Raw genomic sequence first — 22,283 nt, 5'->3', positions numbered from 1 at the left:
CTCGGTGGCGGGTCTCAATGGATTTCCAGGCGTTGCTGCCCTGCGGGCGGTCCTGACGCAGGTAAACGCCCGCCATCTGGGGACGAAAACCATTCTCGGCCTGCCAACGCGCGTGCCATTGCTATAACCTTGCCATCAGCGTGTGTTTTCGACACGCTATCGCAACGAGTCTTGGCCAGTCTGCCCGTCTTGGCCTTCGTTTCAGGAGATGTCGTGGGCGTGACGGCACCAGATATTACCCAAATCCCGATGTCGTCTGAACTGGCGGCAACGCTGGCGCGCGGCGCCGAGTTTGCCGGCGCGACGGGGGCGTCAGAGGTGTCGCTTGAGCATTTGCTCGCGGCCCTTTGTGACGATCCCGATGCCGTTGCGGTGCTCGACGCGAGCCATATCAGCGGTGAACGGATCAAAGGCGACGTCATTTCCCGCGTGCTCGAAGGCACTCCGAGCGGCGCTCCGCCGCAGGATTCGCTCGGCGTCTCGGCCGAGGTTCGCCGCATTCTCGAAGCCGCGGCGGCCGCCGCGCGTGGCAGCCGCAGGCGTGACATCAACGGCGCCATCGTGCTTGCAGCCATCGTCGGCGATGCCCGAAGCGTCGCCGCTGAAATCCTCGAAGCGCACGGTTTGACCTTCGAAAACGCCATTCGTGCGCTTCAAGCTGCGCTCAATCCGCCGCGTGAAGCACCGGCGCCGCCACAACCGCCCCAGCCGCCCGTCGCCGACGACGTCCTGGCCCGCGCCCGCGAACGCGTGCAGTCGCGCTCCGCGCCGTCTCTGCGCGACATCATGAAGGACATGCCGCGGCATCCGTTATCCGAGCGCTCCGATCCGCTGCCCGCCGCTCCGCCGTCGGCGCACGATCCCTCTCCGCAAGCGGCGTTTCCGGAGCAGTCCCAACACCCAGATCCCATCCCAGCGCCGCCATTTCCTCAGACCCCCGCATTCGACGGGCCATTTGGCCGGGAAGCGTCCAGCGGGGAGCAGGACGAGCCGATCGGTCCGCCGGCACCGCATTCGTTCGACGCCGGCCCCGGTGCAGAGCCGCACCAAGCCGAACCTTTGAGGCCGTCTCCGGCTGCAGCCGAGCCTGCGCCCATGCCGTCGCGGCCGTTTTCCGCACCGTCACCCGCCTCTCAGGAACCGCGTCTGCCGACCGGCATCAGCGAGCCGAGGCCAGAACCGCGGCATGAACCATCGTTCGGGGGGCCCACTCCTGCCTCGGATCATGGCCCCGGCCAGGGTGCGGGACCACGCCCGGGTCCCGGCATGACGCCGTCCGGGCCAGGCCAAATTACTGCCCCGGCGCCGTATCCGCGCGAGCCATCCCTACCGCTGCCCTCACGGCAACAACCTGGTTCCGGTGCGCCGCCGCAGGGCCCACAAGCTTTTCCGTCGCCCTATCAGCCGGCCGGAGGCCAGCAATCGGCAACTCCTGGACCGACTGGAAATCCAGGCGCCGCCCCTCCACACCAGCGCGGCATGTTCGATCTGCCGCCGCGCCCACAGCCCTCGTCCGTCCAGCCGCCGCCCATTCCAGCGCCGGGCTTAGGTGGTCCGGCATCGGGCCGGACGCGTCCGGAAGGACCAGCCCCAATGCAAGGCGGATCGCCGCAATTCGGGCCGCCCGGACCGAGCCTGTCGCCAACAGGCCCGATGGGCGCGCATCCAATGAGCGCTCCGGGCGCCGCGCCTGCACCCATCCAGGGTCAGCGACCGAATCTCGGGCAGGACACAGTCTTTCGTCCCGGCGCACCGATCGGCGCGCCTACAGCGCCGCAGTCGCCGGCACCGCCGCAAGCCCAGCGCCGCGCTCCCGCACCGAAGCGTGGCAAAGGCGCGAACGTCGAAACCGGTCAGCTTGCTGAAAACATTCCGCGCTCGATGCGCGTCGGCAAAACCGTTCGCGCCGAGATCCGCATCGCGAAATCGTCCGTGAAGGCGCTCACGGAAGGTCTCGACGGCGGCGGTCAGGTCTGGCAGCACACCGTCGCCGTGACGAAGGCGATGTCGGTCCGCATCCGCGCGCCCGATGGCGGCTTCTATATCGAATCGACCTCGCCTGAGACGCAGTGGATCGAGAGCAATCTCGGCTATTCGAGCGATGATTTCGCGAGTTGGCGCTTCAACATCACGCCGCAGTATCGCGGCTGGTCGGATCTCCAGATCATCGTCTCGGCACGCTCGATCGGCGCTGACGGCGTTGCCGCTGAAACGGCGCTTCCCGATCAGATCGTCGAAGTGAAAGTTCGCGCCAACATCGGCCGCACCGTCGTTCGCATTTTCAGCTGGACGGTCGCAGCCGTGATCGGCGGCGCGCTCGCGACGTTCGGCGAGTCAGGCATGGCGATCGTGACGACGTTAATGAAGAAGTTCGGCCACTGAGCCTTAGCTGCCGTGGGATGCAAGCAGCTGCGCGATCGTTCCGCGCAGCTCTTCGAAGCCGAGAGCTTTTTCCGACGACGTCAGAATGAGCTGAGGAAACGCCGCCGGGTGTTTCGCGAGCGCCTTCTGCGTCCGCTCGGCGACTTTTTCGAGATCGGTCTTGCTGATCTTGTCGACCTTCGTCAGCACCACCTGATAGGACACCGCGGCGCCATCAAGCAGCGCCATGATCTCATCATCGACCGGCTTCAGCCCGTGCCGCGCATCGACCAGCAGGAACACGCGCAGAAGCGTCCGCCGCCCAGCGAGATAGGCGCGCAGCACCTTATTCCACGCCGCAACCTTGTCCTTTGGCGCTTCCGCGAAGCCATAGCCCGGCATATCGACGAGATAGAGCTCGTCATTGGGCTCGGTGAAAAAGTTGAGGTCCTGCGTGCGGCCCGGGGTGTTCGAGGCGCGCGCCAATCGAAGCTGTCCGACAAGCGCATTAATCAAGCTCGACTTGCCGACATTCGACCGGCCTGCGAACGCGATTTCCGGCCGGTCGTCGGGCGGGAGATGATCGAGATCGGGCGTGCCGCGCGAGAACGTCCACGCGCGCGTGAAAAGCCGCCGTCCATTCTCGATCTCATCTGCCGATAGGGTATCTGTTTCAGCCATGACCAGGCTCCAATTGCAAAGGCCCGGAACGAGCCGGGCCTTTGAGAAAAGCTACTTGCCGGAGCCGCCGGTACCACTGCCGCTCGCCCCGAATAGTCGTAACAATGGTGCGAACGCGCGCTTAAGATTCCCGAACAAATGAATCTCCGCGCCGCTCCTCTTGTTGATCAGGAGCTGCTGGCAGATCGACAGCGTGTTGCTCCACGCCCAGTAAATCACCAGACCGGCCGGGAAACTTGCCAGCAGGAAGGTGAACATCACCGGCATGAACTGGAAGATCTGCTGCTGGATCGGATCGGGCTGCGGCGGGTTGAGCTGCATCTGAACCCACATCGTGATGCCCATGACGAGCGGCCACGCACCAATGTGCAGGAACGTCGGCACATCATATGGCAGCAGACCGAAGAGGTTGAACACGGTCGTCGGATCCGGCGCCGACAGATCGTGAATCCACCCGAAGAACGGCGCGTGACGCATGTCGATGGTGACGAACAGCACCTTATAGAGCGCGAAGAACACCGGGATCTGCAAGAGGATCGGCCAGCATCCCGCCAGCGGATTGATCTTCTGCGTGCGGTAGAGATCGAAGATCTCTTTCTGCTGACGCTGCGTATCGTCTTTATACTGCTCTTTGATCCGCTGCATTTCCGGCTGCATCTTCTTCATGCGCGCCATGCTCTCGTACTGCTTGCTCGCGAGCGGATAGAACGCCGCCTTCACGATCACGGTCAGCACGAGAATGGTGATGCCGAAGTTGTGCACCACACCGTTGATCATCTCCATCAGGCTGAAGAGCGGCCGCGTGATGAAATAGAACCAGCCCCAGTCGATCAGCCGGTCGAAGCGCAGAATGTTGAGCGCCTTTTCGTACCCGTCGATCAGCGACACTTGTTTGGCGCCGGCAAAAAGATGGCCTTCGACGCCCTTGCGCTCGCCGGGCGGAACCGTTACCGCGCCGAGCAGATAGTCGGTCTGGAAAGCATCGCGGCCTGCCGGATCGCGCGCCGGAAGCGCTGAATACATGGCGCGATAGGGCGCCGTTTGATTGGGAACGAGCGCCGTCGCCCAATACTTGTCGGTGATGCCGAGCCAACCACCGACGACGTTTTCGAACGTGCGCGGCACGCCTTCCTTGACGGCGTTGGCGTAGGTGTCCTCGATCAGGCCGTGATCGCCCGAAACGCCGACAAGACCTTCGTGCAGAACATAATAAGCGTGATCGGGCGGATGGCCGCTACGATGCACGCGCGCATACGGCAGCAGAGAAATATCGCTGCTCGTCTTGTTCTCGACCTCGTCGACGATCTTGAACATGTAGTCTTTGTCGATCGAAATCGTGCGATGGAAGATGACGCCCTGGCCGTTGTCCCATTCGAGGGTAACGGGCGTCTCCGGCGTCAGCTTCGCGCCGCTTTCGACTTTCCAGACGGTATCGCGATCCGGCACCCTGATCGTCGAACCGACCTGCGGCACCCAGCCGAACTCCGCAAAATAGGGATCGAACGACCCCGCAGGCGACAGCAGCGTTACCATCGGGCTGTTGGGATCGACCGTCTCGTGATATTTCCGGAGCACGAGGTCATCGATGCGGCCGGTCTTGAGATCGATCGAGCCTTCAAGCGACGGCGTCGAGATCGGTACGCGCGGCGTTTCCTTCAAAATTTCTTCGCGTGATTTAACCGGCAGACCAGTCGTCGGCTGGCCGTTCGCCGGTACGCTCGCAGACGGTCCCGCGATCGGAGCGTTCGCAACGTTCGGCGGGCTTTCCGATGTCGCCGTGCCTTTGTTCTGCGCGTCGAGCTGCTTGTTATAGGCCTGCTTCGCCTGCTCGTGCTTGATCTGCGGAGCTGCAAAAAAATACTGCCAACCGATCAACACAAGGATCGACAGCACTACGGCGATGATCAGGTTGTTCTGGTCTTTTGGATCGCTAGGCGTGCTCATCAAATCCTCGAACTGGAGCGGGCTTCTTCAGGCCTTTTGTTGCCCGGAAGCGATGGAGGAAACTGGTCATAAAGGGAAGAAGACACCCAGTCACGCTGACCCTTTTTTGTCAGTTCGGTCGGCGTGGCGCGACTTAACACTGTGCAATGCGGCGAGCGCCCGATTGACGTCGCCGAGCAGTAGATCGAACGGCCGGTCAAGCGCGGCATGCCGAGCGACCACGACATAATCGCAGGCGCCCAGGCTCTTCGCCTTGGTTTCAGCGGCGAATGCCGCTTTGAGACGCCTGCGGATACGGTTCCGCGTAACGGCATTACCGATTTTCTTGGTGATCGTGAAACCGAAGCGCGGCCCCGCAGAATCGCCAAAGCCGCCGCCACGCGTGGTGGCAGCGGAGCGTTCGCGCATTTCGATCAGGAATGCCGGCGTAGACTGACGCCGACCGCCGCGGACAGCGAGAAATTCGGATCGCGCCTTGAGCGTTGGCAAAATAGGAATGACAGCCTCCAGAGCCGCAAGACGCGGGCAGCGGGGCCTAGGCGTTAGACCCGATTAGGCCGAAAGACGCTTGCGGCCTTTCGCGCGACGGCGTGCCAGAACCTTCTGACCGCCTGCCGTCAGCATGCGTTTGCGAAATCCGTGGCGGCGCTTGCGGACAAGGCGGCTCGGTTGATATGTGCGCTTCACGGAAGTCTCCGTCCAAGTCTCTCAAAGCCACCGGTCCAGGCGCTTACCGCGCCGGCCCAAGCAGCATAATTGCTATTATTTTTCCGATGTTTACAAAAACGCGTCGCCTGGGCAAAAACCCCAGCCGATTGCGCATGTCTCCGGAATTCGGGCTCTTATAGTGGGGCTGCGCGGGCAAGTCAACGCAGGCCGTGCGCGCGCAAACGATAGAAAACGCCGCCCGCTTGCATTTGCACATCGTCGAAATTGGCCGACATCTGCTCGTATCCCCCATTTCCGGCAGGGGATAGGCCCGATCTCCAGCGTGAAAAGTCGCGCCGCCGTATTAATCTAATCGCTATGACCCCGCGATGACCGGATACCTCTCTCCATGCCCAAGGATACTGTCGAACCCAATCCCGAGATGCACACCGTCAATGCTGACTTCTGCGTCATCGGCGCGGGCGCGGGTGGCGTCGCCGTCGCGACGACGGCAGCTGCGTTCGGACAGCGTGTCGTGCTCATTGAAAAACACAAGATGGGCGGAGATGGCCTCAACTACGGCAGCATTCCCGCCAACGCTCTTTTGGCCGCCGCCAAGCGCGCCCAAGATATGCGGACCGCATCGCCCTTCGGTATTCGCGGTGTCGAACCGCTGATCGATCATGCGGCAGTCAACCGCTACGTCACCGACGTCATCGCCCGCATTGCGCCGAACACGACGGTCGAGCGCTTCGGCGGCATGGGCATCCAGGTGATTTCCGCCGCCGCCAAATTCCTGAACCCGACCACAGTTGCCGCCGGTGAATATCGCATCTCCGCGCGCCGCTTCGTCATCGCAACGGGGTCTTCGCCAATCATCCCGCTAATTCCGGGCTTGGCCGACGTTCCCTATTTCACCAACGAGACGATCTTCGATAACAACGCGCCCATTCCGCATCTCATCGTCATAGGCGCCGGGACGACAGGCATCGAACTGGCGCAGGCCCATCGGCGCCTCGGCTCCCGCGTCACCGTCATCGACGCTGCCCACGCGCTTGGCGATGAAGATTCTGAATTGGCCGTCGTGTTGCTGACGCAGCTTGCCGCGGAAGGCATCGTATTCCTCGAAGGCGTCCGCATCACGCGCGTCTCCGGCACGGTCGGCAATGTCGCCGTCGAGATCGCAGGCAACGAAAGCGAAACGGAACGGATCGAAGGCTCAGCCATTCTCGTCGCCGCAGGCCGCAAAGCCAACGTCGCCGACCTCGGCCTCGACAACGCCCGCATCAAAGTCGCCGGCAACGCGATCAAAGTTAACGAAAGCTTGATGACCACAAACAAGCGCGTCTATGCCATAGGCGATGCCGCAGGCGGCCTTCGCTTCGCACACGTTGCCGCCGAGCAGGCCGACGTCGTGCTTCGCCGCTCCCTGTTTCGTCAGTCGGCAAAAACGGTTGGCCGTTCCGCGCCGCGCGTCGTCTTCACCGAACCGCAATTCGCGTGCGTCGGCTTGAGCGAGGAGGAGGCCAGCACTAAATACGGCCGCGTCAATGTTCTGCGCTGGCCCTATCACGAAAATGACCGCGCTCAGATCGAGCGTAAGACAGAGGGCCACATTAAAGTCATCACGACGAAGCGCGGCCAAATTCTCGGCGCGGCCGTCGTCGGCGCCGAAGCCGGAGAAATCATTCAGATGTGGTCGCTCGCCATTTCCCAGCGCCTCAACATCAAAGCGATGACGCAATGGATCTCGCCCTATCCGACGTTTTCCGAGATCAGCAAAAAAGCGGCGATCCGTTACTTTGCAACAGTGCCGAGTAACCCCTTTTTGCGTAAAGTCATCGCGTTGCTCGCGAAGCTCGGTTAATGATCTCCGCGTAGGAGATGCTCGGTCCAGTGCAGCGCGCAATTTTCAACGGCGACGATAAAAACAACAAGGACGCCAAGGGAGCGGCTTCCGTCTTCATGGCGCCGTGGCGTGCCGTGGCGCGCTTCTGGGAAAGCCGTGGCCTCCCGACCAAACTCATTCTGCTGACGGCCATCTTCGTTTTGGTCGCCGAAGCCCTGATCTTCTTGCCATCGATATCGAGCTATCGCGTGACCTGGCTGCAGGAACGCCTGACGGCCGCCCAGCTTGCAGCACTGGCATCGGATGCGTTCCCAGGAGGTCAAATCCCTTCGGCTCTGCGCGCCGACCTTCTCCGAACTGCACAAGTGAAGGCGATCGCCTCGCGCACCGTCAACGAACGCCGTCTTGTCTATCCGCCCGACGGCGACCTTTCGATCGACTACGTTTATTACCTGCCGCCCGAATCCAATTCCTTCTGGCAAAGCCTGTCGACGCACATCGAGCAGGCGCGCGACGCCGTGACGACCCTGCTATCGAACGATCGCACCATCCGCGTCATCGGCCACAGCGGCCCCGACAACAATAGCCTGATCGAGATCGTCATTCCCGAAGCGCCGCTGAAAGCCGCGATGATCCGCTACGGCATGAACATCCTGTGGCTCTCGATTATCCTTTCGCTGCTGACGGCCGTCGTCGTCTATTTCGCGCTGAGCCGCCTGTTCGTGAAGCCGCTGACGCAGATCACGACCAACATGCTGCACTTTTCGGAGAACCCCGAAGACCAAAGCCGCATCATGCCCGACACCGGCCGCCGCGATGAAATCGGGGTTGCCGAGCGCGAACTCGCAAGCATGCAGCGCCAGCTTTCGAGCTTGCTCGTACAAAAGAACCGCCTCGCGCAACTCGGCATGGCCGTCTCGAAGATCAACCACGATCTCCGCAATATGCTGGCAAACGCGCAGCTGATCTCCGATCGCCTCGTCGCCATTCCCGATCCGACCGTGCAGCGCTTCGTGCCGAAGCTGATCGCCTCGCTCGACCGCGCCATTCAGTTCTGCAATTCGTCGCTCAAGTTCGGCGGCGTATCGGAGGCCGCGCCCCGGCGCGAACTGATGCCGCTGAAACCGCTCATCGACGAGGTAGCCGACAGCCAGGGTCTGCCGCGGGAAGGCACCGTCGCTTTCACGACCGATATCGACCCTGCACTCCTGATTGATGCGGACCACGAGCACCTGTTCCGCGTCCTCTCGAACCTCATCCGCAACGCTGTGCAGGCCATCGAGAGCATCGATGGCAAAACGGACGGCGAGGTGCGCGTCATCGCCCACCGCGAGAGCCGCAAGGTCATTATCGATGTGATGGATAACGGCGCAGGCGTGCCGCAGAAGGCACGCGAGAACCTTTTCAAGGCCTTTCAGGCTTCGACGAAGAAGGGCGGCACCGGCCTCGGGCTCGCCATCGCGGCGGAGCTTGTACAGGCCCACGGCGGCAGCCTGACGCTCGTCGACAGCGAAATCGGCGCCCGCTTTCGCATCGAGTTGCCGGACCGACCTGTCGACTGAGCAAGCCGGAGATCAGCCCTTCACGCGCAAGCGCGGCGAGACGTCACGATGCTTGTGAAAGAGGGGTCTTGCGCTCGCCGCCGTGAGCCACTAGAGAGGGTTCCTTCGTCGCCCGGCCTTACGGCCGGATGGGCATCCGGCCCCAATCGCAACGAAAAAAGCGCCCGTAGCTCAGCTGGATAGAGCACCAGACTACGAATCTGGGGGTCAGAGGTTCGAATCCTTTCGGGCGCGCCATTTCAAAAACAAAAAAGATCCGTGCCTTCCATCGTGCCCGGCTGCGGCCAACAATGAAGCGGCTAGCCCCTATAGCGAGCGCGCATTTGTGAACGACACGACAGCCATGAACAATCGATCTTACCTGACGAATTTAAAACCGATATAGCTGTTCCCGTCCCCCCGGTGACGAGGGAGCAAATTTATAGCGCACCGTCACGCCAGCCGGGATGATCTTCCCCTTGAAGTTAACCGCGAGCGGACGAAATTCGTGCAACAACCTCCTGATCATAAAGACGCAGCCTCCCAAGATCATTTGAGCGTCGTTTTAGGCTTTACGGGAATGCTCTCTGGCGGAGGCAGCGCCGACGAAGTGGCACGCTTTGCGACCGATCATGGCTGGCTCGACGCGAACGGCCAGCTCACCGGCGCCGGAGAACAGCTTGCCCACGCGCTCCTGCAACAGAGCGGAACGCGAACGGTATTTCGTATTTAGTGAGCGGATCTCAGGATCCAGGTTCGCGTTCAAGATAGCCGGATCGCTCACTCAGCCCCGAGCCGCCCCTAGGCGTTACAGCGGAGCAGACCACCACTGACATCCGAAATCTCTGCTTAAAATTCCATTGCGCGCGCCAGCCAAGACCCCGCACGCACTTTGGCCATGCTTAGCAGCTTTATCGATGCCGGACTCAAAAATCCGAACGCAGAAGCGCGCGCTACGAGCGACGATCTTGCGCGCGCAACAGATGAACGTCTTGCGTCAACGGGAGTGCCGGAAAGCGTGATCGTCACACGCGCGCGGATCGTCGTGGCCGCCAGCGAGAGCCAAGCTGCCTGCGATCGCGGAAAAGACGACCGATAGGAAAAGGCATCTGAGAAAAGTCGACTTACGGAACCTCCCTGACTGAAATACAGTCTCATGAGCGGCTGCAGGTTTTGCAAACACTCAGAGCCAAACTTCGGAAGGTTCACGCGGGATGTTTCACGCCCGACATAAAATTTCGAGATGACACCAAGCCCTCCCCCACGAGGCAAGCATATCGAAGCCAATCACTCCGCCGGCTTCGGCAGTGTCCTACGGATTTTTTGCTTCGCTCGGTTGCCGCAAGCACTCATGCTGCACCACCGTCTCTTGCCGCCATGTTTCCGATCGAGAAAAAGCAGCGTGCATTCTTTTGCCTCGCACACCTTAACTTTTGCCAAGTCATCTTTACACAGCATGTTGTCGCGCCCACTGCTGATCAGCGTTTCGGCCAGGAGTGACGAGTTCCGCGCGATCATTCGGATCACAATGCGCCAGCTCGCCTCTTGCACGCATCCTATGCGATGGGAAATTCGGCCTGCTTCCAATTAGGCTTAGGCACATAACTGTGCCCGGCCGGTAACTCGTCGGCGGCTATCGCCTCGACAAGGAGTTGAGCCAAACACGCCTGCCAGTTAGGCTAGACGGCGCTGCGAACCAAAGCGGCGATTACTCCTCGCTCAGCAAGGCTGCAAATGAACATCCGAGGGGATGTTAGACGATCGGACACGATGCGCCAATGGCTTAGCCACTTGGTGCTTTTTGTGTTTGTTCTTCGCTCGCTCATCCCCGTCGGCTTCATGCCGGACTTCAGCGGCACTTCGATCGGCGCCTTCCGCATTGTTATTTGCACAGGCTTCGGACAACAAACCGTCGACCTTGACGCCAATGGCCATAAGCTTCCCGCCAAGCCAGGCAGCTCAAAGCATCAGCCTTGTGCATTTTCCATTTCTGCAGTCCCGGACCTGCCGCTGACGGCGATCGCAATTATTCAAAGCGCCCTCGCGACTATCATTTCGCGGGGTCAAATATTCGAGGCCTTGCCGCCCGCGCGGGCAGGACCGGCCCTGGGCTCGCGCGCACCGCCTCAAAGCTCCTGAACCTGTTTGCGACAGCACGCCGTTGATGCCGTGCGCGTCGTAGTCAGCAGGATCAGTCATGCCCATCGCGCCGACATTCGATGTCACCGTGCCTCTGAGACGCCACAATACGTCTCCTCCAACCAAATTCAATGTAACGAAAGTTCATCCCCCATGACTTCGCGCTGGTATAATGCTGTTTGGCGCTGGCACTTTTATGCCGGTCTCTTTTGCATGCCGTTCGTCATCTGGCTCTCCTGCACCGGCGCGCTTTACTTGTGGCGTCCACAGATCGAAGCGTGGCTCGACCGGCCCTACGACAACCTCTCAGTCAACGGCGCACCTGCTTCTCCCGACGCTCGAGTCTCCGCCGCACTTAACGCCGTCCCTGGATCACAGCTGCGAAAATACTATCTTCCGCAATCACCGACTGACGCGACGCGAATTCTCGTCGGCAAACACGGCGCAATGTCTCGCGTCTATGTCGATCCCTATACGCTCCACGTACTCCACGTCGCCGACGAGGAGAGCCGCCCATTCAGAGTGATCTTCCACCTTCACGGCGAACTGCTTGCCGGCGCATTGGGAAGCTATCTGGTCGAGATCGCGGCCTGCTGGACAATCGTGATGCTGATAACCGGCATGTACCTCTGGTGGCCGCGCGGACGCGGGCTGGCCGGCGTCCTCTATCCGCGCCTGTCGCGCGGCGGCCGCGGCTTATGGCGCGATCTGCACGCGACCGCAGGCTTCTGGATTTCGTTCTTCGCTCTCTTCCTGATCGTAACGGGGTTGCCCTGGGCGAAAGGCTGGGGAACCTACCTGACCGAGATTCGCGAACTCACCGGCACCGCGCGTGGTCCGGTCGATTGGACCATTGGCGGCAAGCCCCCCAAAGCCGCCGCAATGACACCCGAGCACCATGGGCACATGTCGGCTGGAAACATGGCATCCGTCGTTCGTCCCGGCGAACTCGAACGGGTCATTGCCACGGTCCGGCCATTGAACCTCGCACAACCCGTATCAATCAAACCGCCTGCGGCGGCGGGAGCACCGTGGCTCGCTGCATCCGAAGCCGCCAATCGGCCGCTGCGAAGTAACTTGACCATCGACGGCGCGACAGGCCGCGTTATCGAGCGAACTGACTTCGCCGAGCGGCACTGGATCGATCAGACGATCGGCTACGGCGTTGCCGCGCACGAAGGCCAGTTGTTCGGTATCGCAAACCAGATCCTCGGAACGCTAACCGCGCTTTTCCTCGTCGGCCTGTCTGTGTCAGGCGTCGTCATGTGGTGGAAGCGGCGTCCGGCTGGAACTTTGGGTGCGCCGATCGCGCTTGCGCGGCCGAAAGTCGGCGCCGCTCTCATCGTGTCGATCCTGCTGCTCGCAGTCTATATGCCGATGTTTGGCCTGACGCTTGCGCTCGTGCTTCTTATCGACGCTCTCGTATTGAGACGATTGGAATCCATCCGAAAATGGCTTGGTTTACGAGGTGACGCGCATCAGTCGGCGTGATTGCAATCGCTCGGCGCGGTTTTGCCCGCGAAGCGGTCTGCCATCCAATCGACTGACGGCTTTGCAGCGTCGCGGCTGATCATTCCATGGCCGACGCCGGGATAGGACAACATCGCGACGCGGCTTCCCGCGGAGCAGAGCGACTTCGCATATGCAGCCGTCACCGGTGGATCGACGACGACATCAGCCGCCCCTTGCGCGATCAGAACAGGGACGCTCGGCGGCAGCGTGCCGATCGTATTTTCAGCCAACAGACGCTTCCAAGGCTCCATGGCGGTCGGATCTTTGACCTTTAAAAACTGTTGCGTCAGCTCCTTGCCGACTATCTGTCGCGGCCGAATATCGATGATGGATTCGAGACAGATGTTCGCCAATCTGTCGACGTCCGGGACTGCTTCCGGAACGACGATCTCGCTTATTGGCGCGCCAAAGACTCTGTCCCACGACCATAATGTCATCGCGAGTAGGTTCTTGCCCCCCGCCGTCGCGATGTCGTCGCGCATCAGTGCGCTGAGTTCCGTTGCCGGTGCCGCCGCGACCACACCTAGAACCGTCAGATCGGGAGAATAGAGAGCCGCCAATTTTGCCGCGAAAAGCACGGCTTGCCCACCTTGCGAATGCCCCCATAGAACAGATCGCATGCTGATATTCGCGCCCGGAACCTCATGCGCCGCCCGGATCGAATCCAGAACCGCGCGCCCCTCGCTGTCTCCAACCAGATAAGGATGCGGACCCGGCGCTCCCAACCCCGGATAATCCGTCGCCGCGATGGCAAAGCCATGCTCCAGCATCATGCGGAGACCTGGAATCTGCTGAAAGAAAAAGATCGCGAGCGTCGGTGCGCAACGCGGAACGATCCCCGTCGTCGGATGTGCCCAACCGACCACAGGCCAACCGCCCGGCGGCGGCGTTCCTCCAGGAACGATCACCGCGCCCGATACGGCGATCGGCTCGCCTTTGAGACCTGTCGAACGATAAAGCACGCGCAGGGTTCGCGCGCCGAACCAGCTGTCGCCCATCGGCTCCGTTCGGATGATCGAACCGGGCTGACCGGCGATCTCAGCCGGCGACGCTTGATAGAAAGCAGACTGAGCCGCCGCCGGATGAGCGCCGCCCACCCTAATGAGCATCGCACCCGTGACAAAGGAAACCAAAATAAGGCTTATGGAACGCATGCTAAAAATTCCGATTGGTCCGCAATATCACACGCGTGCGCACAATCGGACTTACTTTGAAATTGCGCTAGAGCAAAAAAAAAAAAGCGCCGCGTTCCTTCGGACATAAAAAAAGTCCGGGCACAGCAAGCTGTGTCCGGACCAGTCTTGGGGGTCTAGTGATTACTGTGCCGCGTTACCGGTGTCCTTATCGATGTTCGCGCGGTGAATGACGTAGGCTCGAATCGCAGCCGCATCGTCATGATTGAGGACCTTGGCGAATGACGCCATACCCGCATTCTGCAAACCACCCTTGAGCAGGATGTCGAACCAGGCATCATCCTTCAGGAAGCGCGAGGCACGCAGATCGGGATTGACGCGGCCGCTGACCACACCGCCGCCATGGCAAACCGCACAGAACTGATCGAACAGCCCCTCGCCCTTGGCAACCGTTTCCGCGCTTGCGGTTTCCGGCGGCGGGTTAAGGACGAACTTCGATTCCGGTGGAAGCGGAGGCAGTTTCGCCGTGCCACCGACCTTGAACACCATCAGCCGACTGATGTTGCGGAGATTGCCGGACGCATTGGAGTTCACGCCTTCCATCAGCGGATAGGCGCCGCCCCAGCCAACGAGAACCGCAACGTACTGCACTCCATCAACCGCATAAGTCATCGGCGGCGCGATTACGGCCGACTGCGAATCGAACAGCCAGAGCTGCTGCCCGTTGTCGGCGCGATAGGCGTTGATGTCACCCGCCGCGGTGCCTTGGAACACGAGGTTACCCGCGGTCGCCAGAGTGCCGCCATTCCACGGCCCCCTATGCGGAACGCGCCAGGCTTCCTTCTGCTTCACCGGATCCCACGCTTGGAGATAACCCTTCACCGGCTGGTCGGGAGAAGCGCCGGAGGCCGTCGCCAAGTTCCAGCCCTGGACTTGTGTCTTGTAGTTCTTATCCGGACCGTAGAACCAAGGAATTTCCTGCGTCGGGATGTAAACGAAGCCCGTCTTCGGACTGTACGACATCGCCTGCCAGCTATGGCCGCCGAGCGGTCCCGGCAGGATCGTCACCTGCTTGCCGGTTTGATCGTAGCGAACTTCCGGGTTCTCGATCGGACGGCCGGTCCGCATGTCGATCCCCTTCGCCCAAGTCTGGGGAATGAAGTTGTTTGCGGAAATCAGCTTACCGGTCTTGCGGTCCAGAACGTAGAAGAAGCCGTTCTTGTTAGCCTGCATCAGAACCTTGCGAGTCCGGCCATGAATCTTGAGGTCGGCTTGCATCAGCTGCTGGACGGCGTCGTAATCCCATTCCTCGCCGGGCGTCACCTGATAATGCCAAACGTATTCACCCGTGTCGGCTTTCAGAGCGATGATCGAAGACACGAACAGATTGTCGCCTTCGCCGCGACTACGAACGGCATGGTTCCATTCGAGACCATTGCCGGTGCCGAAATAAACATAATTGAGTTCCGGATCGTAAGAGATCGCGTCCCAAACCGAGCCGCCGCCGCCGACTTTCCACCACTCGCCGTCCCAGGTCTTCGCCGCCATTTCCATGGCTTTGTTTTCGAACGGCTTCGAGGGATCGCCGGGGATCGTGTAGAAGCGCCAATCGAGCTTGCCCGTCTCGGCGTCATAAGCCGAGATGTAACCACGGATGTGATATTCCGCGCCGCTCACGCCGAGGAACACGCGACCATTCGCGACGCGCGGAGCCTGTGTCAGCGTCATAGGCGCTTTGGGATCGACCGTCAGCACGCTCCAGACCGGCTTGCCGGTTTTTTCGTCGAGCGCAATCAGACGGCCATCGAAGGTCGCGATATAGATCTTTCCGTTCCAGGCAGCGACACCACGGTTAACGAAATCGCAGCACCCATCGACACCCTTCGCTCGCGGCACCAGTGGATCGTATGACCAGAGCAGTGCACCTGTCTTGCCGTCATAGGCTTTGACGATGCTCCACGCCGTCGAAACGAAAAGCTTGCCGTCGATTGCGAGCGGCGTCCCTTCCTGGCCACGATTGGTCTCAAGGTTCGCGTACCAGGCAAGACCGAGGTCTTTGGCGTTTTTGTCGTTGATGCCCTTGAGCGGGCTGAAGCGCTGCTCACTGTAGGTACGACCATAAGTCAGCCAGTCGCCCGGAGTTTTGTCGGCGTGGACGATGCGCGTCGTATTGACTTCTCCAGCCTGGACGTGTGCCGTCCATGGCAAAACCAGCGCTGACGCGCCGCATGCGGCCAAGACGGCGAGTGAGTGAAGGTTCTTGCGTGGCATCTGAAGCGCAACAGAAGCCGAGGATTGTTTCTCTGGCATTTAAGATCTCTCCTGCGCAGGCGTGAATACCGGCGCGGTAAGTCCCGAATTCTGGGACGATGTGAAATTCCGACTGGGTGTGAAGGATCGGCGTTTACGCGCGATCAAGGCTGGTTCGTGCCCAGATACGCTGCGATGGCGCGAAAATCCTCCGGCGTCATGGAGCCGACGATGCCGCGCATCTGCCCATCGAGATCGTTGTGCCTCATACCGGAGGCGAACTCGACGAGCTGCTGCTGGATGTAGGGGGCCTGCTGGCCTGCGAGCTGCGGAGCGCCCGTCGATTGTCCATCCGGACCGTGACACGACGCGCACGCCGGGATCCCTTTGTCCGCATTGCCCTGATTGTAGAGCTTGGCGCCTGGACTGTTCGCGTCGCCTGATGGCGGCGTACCCAAACCCGGCTGCGCCGACCAATAGAAGGCAAGGTCCGCCATGTCCTGCGTGGAAAGCAGACGCGATATCTGGATCATGTCCCGCCAAGGCCGATCGTCGTTCTTGAAATCCTGAAGCTGCTTGTAGATGGTCAGCGGATTCATGCCGGCAAGCGTCGGCATCAATCCAGCGTTGCTCAGTCCGGCGTGGCCGTGACACGCCTTGCATTGAACCGCGAGAACAGCACCGCGCGTTGCATCCCCGCTCTTGATAATGGCCAGCGTCTTGTCATCGAATGTAACAGTCGATGCCGGTTTATCGGCGGCATACGCCACACTGAAAACGACCGGCGTCGACACCGTAATGACGATCGCCGCCAACGCGGCCAGCCGCCTGAACTTGTGCCGGCCGGCATTGCCGTTCACAGGTTCCTGTTCGCACGTCATGATTGCTCCTACCTGCTCAATATTCGCGGCGCAGATGGATTTCGCTCTTCGAACGCTCCGATTTCGATGCAGCAAACTTTGGGATGACGGCGGCACGAGCAAGCGACCTCAAATGCCAAAATCCCTTCATGGTCAGCTGAACAGAAAACTCGGCACAACTCGCCGCACGAAAGCCCGAAATGCTTCCCTGAGATCCACCAGCGGGCCGAACGGTGCGAAGGTTCTGCCGAAGAACTTTAGAAGGCGGTCTCACAGCCTGGGAGCTTCCGGAATGTCCGCTCCGTGGCCACGAGCTTAAGGTTCACTAGAGCACTGGACACGGATCAATCCGACTAAAGTCCATGACCCACATCCGGTATCGCGAGGGCGTGAACTTGCGGTGCTTAATATCGCCTACACTGTGAGACCCCACATTCCCTGCTGCCTGATTTTCGGCTTCCCGGCCTGTCGTTTCATCAGAACAAGTCGCACAGAAGCACGAGATAGACGACAAAGCTCATCGCTCCGACACGGGGCGAACGATTGCGACGCGCGATCGGATTGCGTTTATCCCAGCGCGATCCGTCTCACAGATAAACTGCGATAGAATATCGATGCAGCATTTCGATCCGGAACTCGAAAGACGCCTCCGGACCTTTGAAACCACGCCCGACAACGACGCGACTTCCAAACCGCGCGATTGGTTTCTGCTCATCGCTCTTGGTATTGTATTTCCCGCAGCACTGCGCATCTGGGGATGGCAGCGGTAACGGCGCCCGCAATTTCACTCTCCTGCCGAGACAGAAATGCGAACTCACTTGAAGAGGCGCATGGCCTCATTCGCCAGCACACCGCCCGCAATATCGATCGGTGCGAACGGCGCTTTCGACGCCACGTATTCTGACGAAATGTCGATCTGTTCGAGCTTGCTCGCAATCTGTTCGACGGATGCCGCGTAGACGAGGCGCCCGATCCCGCACCAGATGATCGCCCCCATGCACATGCAGCACGGTTCGCCCGATGTATAAAGGGTACTGCCCTTCAATTCCTCCGGTCCATGCGTCGTAAGAAAGGTCCGAATGGTAACCATTTCCCCATGCGCCGTCGGATCATGATCGATGCCTGTTCGGTTGTGACCGCGGGCCAGGACCTCTCCATTTTTGACGATGACAGCGCCGAACGGGAAGGCAGCCTCGGCAGCTTCCTGCAGCGCAATCTTCATGAATGTCTCATCCTGCGGCAGGACGGGGGCCATGCGCGCGCCCGCCTCACGCGAGAGCGCGATCGTCGAAGCGACGAGCGTTACCCCGCCTTTGAGAACCGTTCGCCGATGCATCGGACCACCTTCGAGATTTGAAATAGGGATATCGTACCCATTCTGCCCATTGAAGCTTGCGCGTCGATGACCTTCGCAGCGTAGAGCAAACGGAACGTGAACTTCTTACGCCGGAAGAATTCAAGGCTATCTCGGAAATCGGACATATCGAAGCGAACACCAAATTGGTTTTGGCTTCCCGTCTCGATCTCGCTATGCGTCGGCTCCAGACATGGACGAGCACATGGATCGCTAGCGACGATGCTGACCAATCTCAAAATCAACGCACGACGGTTGTGGGACAGCTTGATGGACACCGCCACGTTCGGCGGCACGGAAAAAGGCGGCCTCAAGCGGCTAACGCTCACCGACGAGGACAAGCTTGTCCGTGACTGGTTCAAGACCCAGTGCGAAGCGATAGGTTGTACGGTCAGCATCGACGAGGTCGGCAACATGTTTGCGACCCGCAGCGGACGCGACGACAGCCTTCCCCCGATCGCTATGGGATCGCACCTAGACACCCAACCGACCGGCGGCAAATTCGATGGCATTCTCGGCGTTCTCGCCGCACTCGAAGTCATGCGCACGCTGCACGAGCAGGATTACGAAACGAACGCCCCAATCGAGATCGTCAACTGGACGAACGAGGAAGGCTCGCGCTTTCCGCCAGCCATGCTCGCATCAGGTGTTTTTGCCGGCGTGTTCCCCACCGCGTACGCTTACGAACAAGTCGATCGCAATGGCGTGACGTTCCTGGAAGAGTTGGAGCGGATCGGCTACCGCGGCTCGATGAAAGCCGGCGACCACAAGCTGTCGGCTATGTTCGAGCTTCATATCGAACAGGGCCCGATCCTCGAAGCCGAAAGGAAAATGATCGGCATCGTCACCGGCGTGCAGGGCATGCGCTGGTACGAAGTCAACGTACACGGCCAGGATGCGCACACGGGCGCCACGCCGATGTATCTTCGAAAGAACGCACTGCTCGGGGCCGCCCGTATCGTCGAAGCCGTCGACGCCATCGGCCAGAAGCATCAGCCTGGCGTTGCGACCGTCGGATTGATCGAGAACAAGCCCAACAGTCGCAACGTCGTACCCGGCGAAGTCTTCCTGACAGTCGACATGCGCCACCCCGATGAAAATGCACTCGATGCGATGGAAGCGGATTTTAGAGCCGCACTTGAAACGGCCATTCCGGCGCTCGGACTAACCTACGAAGAAAAGAAGATCTGGTCGTCATCCGCCGTGAAGTTTGCACCTGAGCTGATCGACTGTGTCCGTAGCGCGGCTGCGAAATCGAACTTTGGTATGCGCGACATGGTCTCCGGCGCCGGCCACGACGCCGCCTACATCGCCCGCATCGCGCCAACCACGATGATTTTTGTGCCCTGCGAGGGCGGCATCAGTCACAATGAAGCTGAAGCAACAAGCCCGGAAGAATGCGCGGCAGGCGCCCAGGTTCTACTCGACGCCGTGCTCGCATACGACCAGACGCTCGCAAAATGATCGGACCCTATTTGCCGGCCGAGGGATGGTTGCTCAGATAATCGACGATGGGTGCAACGTCCGCATCAGGGACAGGCGCCTTATACACGTTGATCATCTTCTTCACGATTCCTTCCCACGTCGCCTTCGATAGACGCGGCTGGACCGTGACCATCCCGGCCGAATGACAGGTTAAACAGTTATTGTTGACGGGGTCCGCACCGGGACCTGTAAACATCCGCTCTCCCGTCGGCAAATCGAAGCTCTCTGACTTGAAGTCGAAGCTGTCTTTGGCCTGTGCTGTCGCGCCAAGCATCATGACCGCACAGAGAACACCAAAAGTCTGCGCAAAGCGTTGCATGTCATTCTCCTCAAGCCGCAACGAGATCGACGGTCTCGATGACGTTGCGCATAAAGCCCGACGGATTCCAGTTGGGCTTGTCCGGCTGTACCTCTCCATCGGTGTTGGTGCAGCGAACCATGACGCTCAGCCGCTTACCGGCATCGATTGACGCGATATTGGCGTTCCACTTTCGGAAGCCGTACTTGCCTTCGTCCGCGCCAAGTTGAGCCGCTTGCCAGCTGTGGCCGCCATCGACGGACGTTTCGACTTTGGCAACACCACAATCTCCTCCAAAGGCGATGCCGCGAACAGCATTCGGCGCAGATGCTTTGACGTTGGCGACCGGCGCGACATTGGTGAAAAACGATCGCGGCACCATGCGATTGATCGGAATCATCTTCACGTCCTTCTCACCCGGCTTGATGTTCGCACCGGGCGTATCAGGGATGAGATAGGCTTTCTTCGTCCAAAAATTCTCGTCGGGCGTGTCGAGAATTTCGATGTCCGCCAGCATCTTCATCCAATAGGTCGCATACCATCCGGGCACGATGAGCCTCAGCGGAAATCCGTTGAGGAACGGCAGCGGTTCTCCATTCATGGCATAGGCCACCATGACATCGTCATCACGCGCATGATCGACCGATAGCGACTTCTTGAAATGCGGGCCGCCATCGATAACCGGGGTCTCAAGTCCGGCAAAGCGCACCTGTACGCTCCCAGCCTTCACCCCCGCCGAGTCGAGGAGATCCTTGAGACGGAAACCCGTCCATTTCGCATTGCCCATCGCGCCATTCGCCCATTGGGCGCCCGGCACACGCGGATCGAAGAGGCCGCGGGAGTTTCCGGAACACTGATTGACGGCGGCAAGCTCGACGCGAGGCAGTTTGCGAACGAGTTCGGATAGCGAAAGCGATAACTCGCGCTCGACGTTGCCATGCACTTTAAGACGGAACGTATCGACATCGACGCTTTCGGGGATGCCCGCCCAATGCCAGCGCACATAGAACTGATCGTTGGGAGTGAAGACGCCCTTATCGAATGTTTCCCACGGCGTCTCCAAAAGTGTCGGCCGCGTCCGCTGCAAGATCATCTTTCCCTTCTGCGGAAACGCAGTCGTCATCTCGCGCTCGCCGCCGCCACCGTAAAGCGGCAGATCAATCGCACCGGCCCACGCAGGCGCCGCCATCAAAGCGGCACCTGCCGTGCCAGCGCCGCGCAAAAGCGCCCGCCGCGTCAGCGCGTGTTGATCAAAATCGAAGGACGACATGGACGATCTCCAACAAGAAAAACCGATTGCATTTCTCGTTGCTTGATGAAGACGAGATCGATCGTTTTCGTCCAACAGATCTCTTTGATCGGTTCAATCGCGGTGGCTTTTTGAAGCCGCAAAAGACGGCGCCGATGCCCCCTCTTTGCACGGCACAAAAAGGCCAATTCTGCGCCACATCAGCTCTATTGCGGCCATAGGCTGAAGCTATTGAAGTTGCGACATTTATCCAAATTTTCTATCGCCGGAAGATGCTTATATTGCATCGCGAAAGTTTCGCTTTCGCTGCAACCCACGACCAGGACAACAGATGTCTCTTATCAACACTGCGATCAAACCGTTCAAAGCCCAAGCGTACAAACAGGGCAAATTCATCGAAGTCTCCGATGCCGACACCAAAGGCAAATGGGCTGTCTTCTTCTTCTATCCAGCCGACTTCACCTTCGTTTGCCCAACCGAACTCGGCGACCTCGCCGACCACTACGCCGAGTTGCAGAAGCTGGGCGTCGAAGTCTTCTCGGTTTCGACCGACACGCACTTCACGCATAAGGCTTGGCACGACAGCTCCGACACGATCGGCAAGATCAAGTACGCGATGATCGGCGACCCGACGGGTGCGATCACCCGCAACTTCGAAGTCATGCGCGAAGGCCAAGGCCTCGCCGACCGCGGCACCTTTATCGTCGATCCGAAGGGCATCATCCAGGCGATGGAAGTGACGGCCGAAGGTATCGGCCGCAACGCCGCCGACCTGCTCCGCAAGGTCAAGGCCGCTCAGTACGTCGCTGCGCATCCAGGCGAGGTTTGCCCCGCGAAGTGGGAAGAGGGCCAGAAGACGCTGGCGCCTTCGCTCGAACTCGTCGGCAAGATTTAAGACGACCACGCCTGATGGCCTTCCCACTCCGGGAAGGCCATCGCGGCAGCTCTATGCGCGCACGAACTCAGTTCCGGACGACGA

General features: G+C 60.2%; 20 protein-coding genes and 1 tRNA gene. 10 read left to right on the top strand and 11 right to left on the bottom strand.

Annotation, left to right across the window (positions count from 1 at the left end):
• Positions 1-219: 219 nt before the first annotated feature.
• Entirely contained in the window at positions 220-2,382 is a 2,163-nt protein-coding gene (locus RLW41_RS10845; protein ID WP_414464527.1) for a Clp protease N-terminal domain-containing protein, read from the top strand.
• Positions 2,383-2,385: 3 nt separating this feature from the next.
• On the opposite strand, the gene yihA is transcribed toward RLW41_RS10845, so the two are convergent.
• From yihA to rpmH, 4 genes are all read right to left on the bottom strand, one after another.
• Positions 2,386-3,042, bottom strand: coding sequence for a ribosome biogenesis GTP-binding protein YihA/YsxC (gene yihA, locus RLW41_RS10840; protein ID WP_409561760.1), 657 nt, complete (start codon positions 3,040-3,042; stop codon positions 2,386-2,388).
• Between the two features lie 51 nt (positions 3,043-3,093).
• Complete coding sequence (yidC, locus tag RLW41_RS10835) at positions 3,094-4,986, bottom strand: membrane protein insertase YidC (RefSeq protein WP_414464526.1); 1,893 nt, start codon at positions 4,984-4,986, stop codon at positions 3,094-3,096.
• Positions 4,987-5,076: 90 nt separating this feature from the next.
• On the bottom strand, positions 5,077-5,475 hold the full coding sequence (rnpA, locus tag RLW41_RS10830) for a ribonuclease P protein component (RefSeq protein ID WP_414464525.1): 399 nt from the start codon (positions 5,473-5,475) through the stop codon (positions 5,077-5,079).
• Between the two features lie 63 nt (positions 5,476-5,538).
• Positions 5,539-5,673: a 50S ribosomal protein L34 gene (gene rpmH, locus RLW41_RS10825; RefSeq protein WP_024275086.1), complete on the bottom strand. Its 135-nt coding sequence runs from the start codon at positions 5,671-5,673 to the stop codon at positions 5,539-5,541.
• Positions 5,674-6,043: 370 nt separating this feature from the next.
• Between rpmH and RLW41_RS10820 the strand changes: the two genes are divergently transcribed.
• From RLW41_RS10820 to RLW41_RS10800, 5 genes are all read left to right on the top strand, one after another.
• The gene (locus RLW41_RS10820) at positions 6,044-7,501 is read left to right on the top strand and encodes a dihydrolipoyl dehydrogenase family protein (RefSeq protein WP_414464524.1); all 1,458 of its coding nucleotides are present in this window, start codon (positions 6,044-6,046) and stop codon (positions 7,499-7,501) included.
• A 29-nt stretch (positions 7,502-7,530) separates the two neighbouring features.
• Positions 7,531-9,045 (top strand): sensor histidine kinase, encoded by a 1,515-nt coding sequence (locus RLW41_RS10815; RefSeq protein WP_409561756.1) that lies wholly within the window; start codon positions 7,531-7,533, stop codon positions 9,043-9,045.
• 160 nt (positions 9,046-9,205) lie between these two features.
• Positions 9,206-9,282, top strand: a tRNA-Arg gene (locus RLW41_RS10810).
• Positions 9,283-9,532: 250 nt separating this feature from the next.
• The gene (locus tag RLW41_RS10805; protein WP_409561738.1) at positions 9,533-9,757 is read left to right on the top strand and encodes a hypothetical protein; all 225 of its coding nucleotides are present in this window, start codon (positions 9,533-9,535) and stop codon (positions 9,755-9,757) included.
• Between the two features lie 165 nt (positions 9,758-9,922).
• On the top strand, positions 9,923-10,123 hold the full coding sequence (locus tag RLW41_RS10800) for a hypothetical protein (protein ID WP_414464523.1): 201 nt from the start codon (positions 9,923-9,925) through the stop codon (positions 10,121-10,123).
• A gap of 188 nt (positions 10,124-10,311) precedes the next feature.
• On the opposite strand, the gene RLW41_RS10795 is transcribed toward RLW41_RS10800, so the two are convergent.
• A complete protein-coding gene (locus RLW41_RS10795) occupies positions 10,312-10,482 on the bottom strand; it encodes a CGNR zinc finger domain-containing protein (protein ID WP_409563324.1) in 171 nt (56 codons plus the stop codon).
• Positions 10,483-11,316: 834 nt separating this feature from the next.
• On the opposite strand from RLW41_RS10795, the gene RLW41_RS10790 reads away from it, so the two are divergent.
• Positions 11,317-12,654, top strand: coding sequence for a PepSY-associated TM helix domain-containing protein (locus tag RLW41_RS10790; RefSeq protein ID WP_414464522.1), 1,338 nt, complete (start codon positions 11,317-11,319; stop codon positions 12,652-12,654).
• Here the strand turns inward: RLW41_RS10790 and RLW41_RS10785 are convergent.
• The 3 genes from RLW41_RS10785 to RLW41_RS10775 all read right to left on the bottom strand — a co-directional run bounded on the left by RLW41_RS10785 (position 12,642) and on the right by RLW41_RS10775 (position 16,939).
• Complete coding sequence (locus RLW41_RS10785) at positions 12,642-13,784, bottom strand: lipase family protein (protein ID WP_414464521.1); 1,143 nt, start codon at positions 13,782-13,784, stop codon at positions 12,642-12,644. The two genes, RLW41_RS10790 and RLW41_RS10785, sit on opposite strands and share 13 nt — an antisense overlap.
• A 207-nt stretch (positions 13,785-13,991) precedes the next feature.
• Positions 13,992-16,118 (bottom strand): PQQ-dependent dehydrogenase, methanol/ethanol family, encoded by a 2,127-nt coding sequence (locus tag RLW41_RS10780; RefSeq protein WP_414464520.1) that lies wholly within the window; start codon positions 16,116-16,118, stop codon positions 13,992-13,994.
• 104 nt (positions 16,119-16,222) lie between these two features.
• Positions 16,223-16,939, bottom strand: coding sequence for a c-type cytochrome (locus RLW41_RS10775; protein ID WP_414464519.1), 717 nt, complete (start codon positions 16,937-16,939; stop codon positions 16,223-16,225).
• A 593-nt stretch (positions 16,940-17,532) separates the two neighbouring features.
• Here RLW41_RS10775 and RLW41_RS10770 point away from each other — a divergent pair.
• Positions 17,533-17,688, top strand: a complete 156-nt coding sequence (locus RLW41_RS10770) for a hypothetical protein (protein ID WP_409561733.1) — start codon at positions 17,533-17,535, stop codon at positions 17,686-17,688.
• Between the two features lie 44 nt (positions 17,689-17,732).
• Here RLW41_RS10770 and RLW41_RS10765 read toward each other — a convergent pair whose 3' ends face one another.
• Complete coding sequence (locus RLW41_RS10765; RefSeq protein WP_409561732.1) at positions 17,733-18,254, bottom strand: nucleoside deaminase; 522 nt, start codon at positions 18,252-18,254, stop codon at positions 17,733-17,735.
• Between the two features lie 240 nt (positions 18,255-18,494).
• On the opposite strand from RLW41_RS10765, the gene RLW41_RS10760 reads away from it, so the two are divergent.
• Positions 18,495-19,736: a Zn-dependent hydrolase gene (locus tag RLW41_RS10760; RefSeq protein ID WP_414464518.1), complete on the top strand. Its 1,242-nt coding sequence runs from the start codon at positions 18,495-18,497 to the stop codon at positions 19,734-19,736.
• Between the two features lie 7 nt (positions 19,737-19,743).
• On the opposite strand, the gene RLW41_RS10755 is transcribed toward RLW41_RS10760, so the two are convergent.
• The gene (locus RLW41_RS10755) at positions 19,744-20,076 is read right to left on the bottom strand and encodes a cytochrome c (RefSeq protein ID WP_409561730.1); all 333 of its coding nucleotides are present in this window, start codon (positions 20,074-20,076) and stop codon (positions 19,744-19,746) included.
• 10 nt (positions 20,077-20,086) lie between these two features.
• Positions 20,087-21,325, bottom strand: a complete 1,239-nt coding sequence (locus tag RLW41_RS10750) for a molybdopterin-dependent oxidoreductase (RefSeq protein ID WP_414464517.1) — start codon at positions 21,323-21,325, stop codon at positions 20,087-20,089.
• A 310-nt stretch (positions 21,326-21,635) separates the two neighbouring features.
• On the opposite strand from RLW41_RS10750, the gene ahpC reads away from it, so the two are divergent.
• A complete protein-coding gene (ahpC, locus tag RLW41_RS10745) occupies positions 21,636-22,199 on the top strand; it encodes an alkyl hydroperoxide reductase subunit C (RefSeq protein WP_409561728.1) in 564 nt (187 codons plus the stop codon).
• The last annotated feature ends 84 nt before the right edge of the window (positions 22,200-22,283 follow it).

The sequence above is a fragment of the Hyphomicrobium sp. DY-1 genome (assembly GCF_047497105.1).
Classification (GTDB): domain Bacteria; phylum Pseudomonadota; class Alphaproteobacteria; order Rhizobiales; family Hyphomicrobiaceae; genus Hyphomicrobium_B.
Note: the sequence above shows the minus strand (reverse complement) of the source record. Positions and strands in the feature narration are given on the sequence as shown.

Bases quoted from the DNA above. Each gene is read 5' to 3' on its own strand.
- yihA (WP_409561760.1), bottom strand. From the start codon at position 3,042: ATGGCTGAAACAGATACCCTATCGGCAGATGAGATCGAGAATGGACGG.
- yidC (WP_414464526.1), bottom strand. From the start codon at position 4,986: ATGAGCACGCCTAGCGATCCAAAAGACCAGAACAACCTGATCATCGCC.
- RLW41_RS10820 (WP_414464524.1), top strand. From the start codon at position 6,044: ATGCCCAAGGATACTGTCGAACCCAATCCCGAGATGCACACCGTCAAT.
- RLW41_RS10800 (WP_414464523.1), top strand. From the start codon at position 9,923: ATGCTTAGCAGCTTTATCGATGCCGGACTCAAAAATCCGAACGCAGAA.
- RLW41_RS10795 (WP_409563324.1), bottom strand. From the start codon at position 10,482: ATGCTGTGTAAAGATGACTTGGCAAAAGTTAAGGTGTGCGAGGCAAAA.
- RLW41_RS10790 (WP_414464522.1), top strand. From the start codon at position 11,317: ATGACTTCGCGCTGGTATAATGCTGTTTGGCGCTGGCACTTTTATGCC.
- RLW41_RS10785 (WP_414464521.1), bottom strand. From the start codon at position 13,784: ATGCTCATTAGGGTGGGCGGCGCTCATCCGGCGGCGGCTCAGTCTGCT.
- RLW41_RS10780 (WP_414464520.1), bottom strand. From the start codon at position 16,118: ATGCCAGAGAAACAATCCTCGGCTTCTGTTGCGCTTCAGATGCCACGC.
- RLW41_RS10775 (WP_414464519.1), bottom strand. From the start codon at position 16,939: ATGACGTGCGAACAGGAACCTGTGAACGGCAATGCCGGCCGGCACAAG.
- RLW41_RS10770 (WP_409561733.1), top strand. From the start codon at position 17,533: ATGCAGCATTTCGATCCGGAACTCGAAAGACGCCTCCGGACCTTTGAA.
- RLW41_RS10765 (WP_409561732.1), bottom strand. From the start codon at position 18,254: ATGCATCGGCGAACGGTTCTCAAAGGCGGGGTAACGCTCGTCGCTTCG.
- RLW41_RS10760 (WP_414464518.1), top strand. From the start codon at position 18,495: ATGCTGACCAATCTCAAAATCAACGCACGACGGTTGTGGGACAGCTTG.
- RLW41_RS10755 (WP_409561730.1), bottom strand. From the start codon at position 20,076: ATGCAACGCTTTGCGCAGACTTTTGGTGTTCTCTGTGCGGTCATGATG.
- RLW41_RS10750 (WP_414464517.1), bottom strand. From the start codon at position 21,325: ATGTCGTCCTTCGATTTTGATCAACACGCGCTGACGCGGCGGGCGCTT.
- ahpC (WP_409561728.1), top strand. From the start codon at position 21,636: ATGTCTCTTATCAACACTGCGATCAAACCGTTCAAAGCCCAAGCGTAC.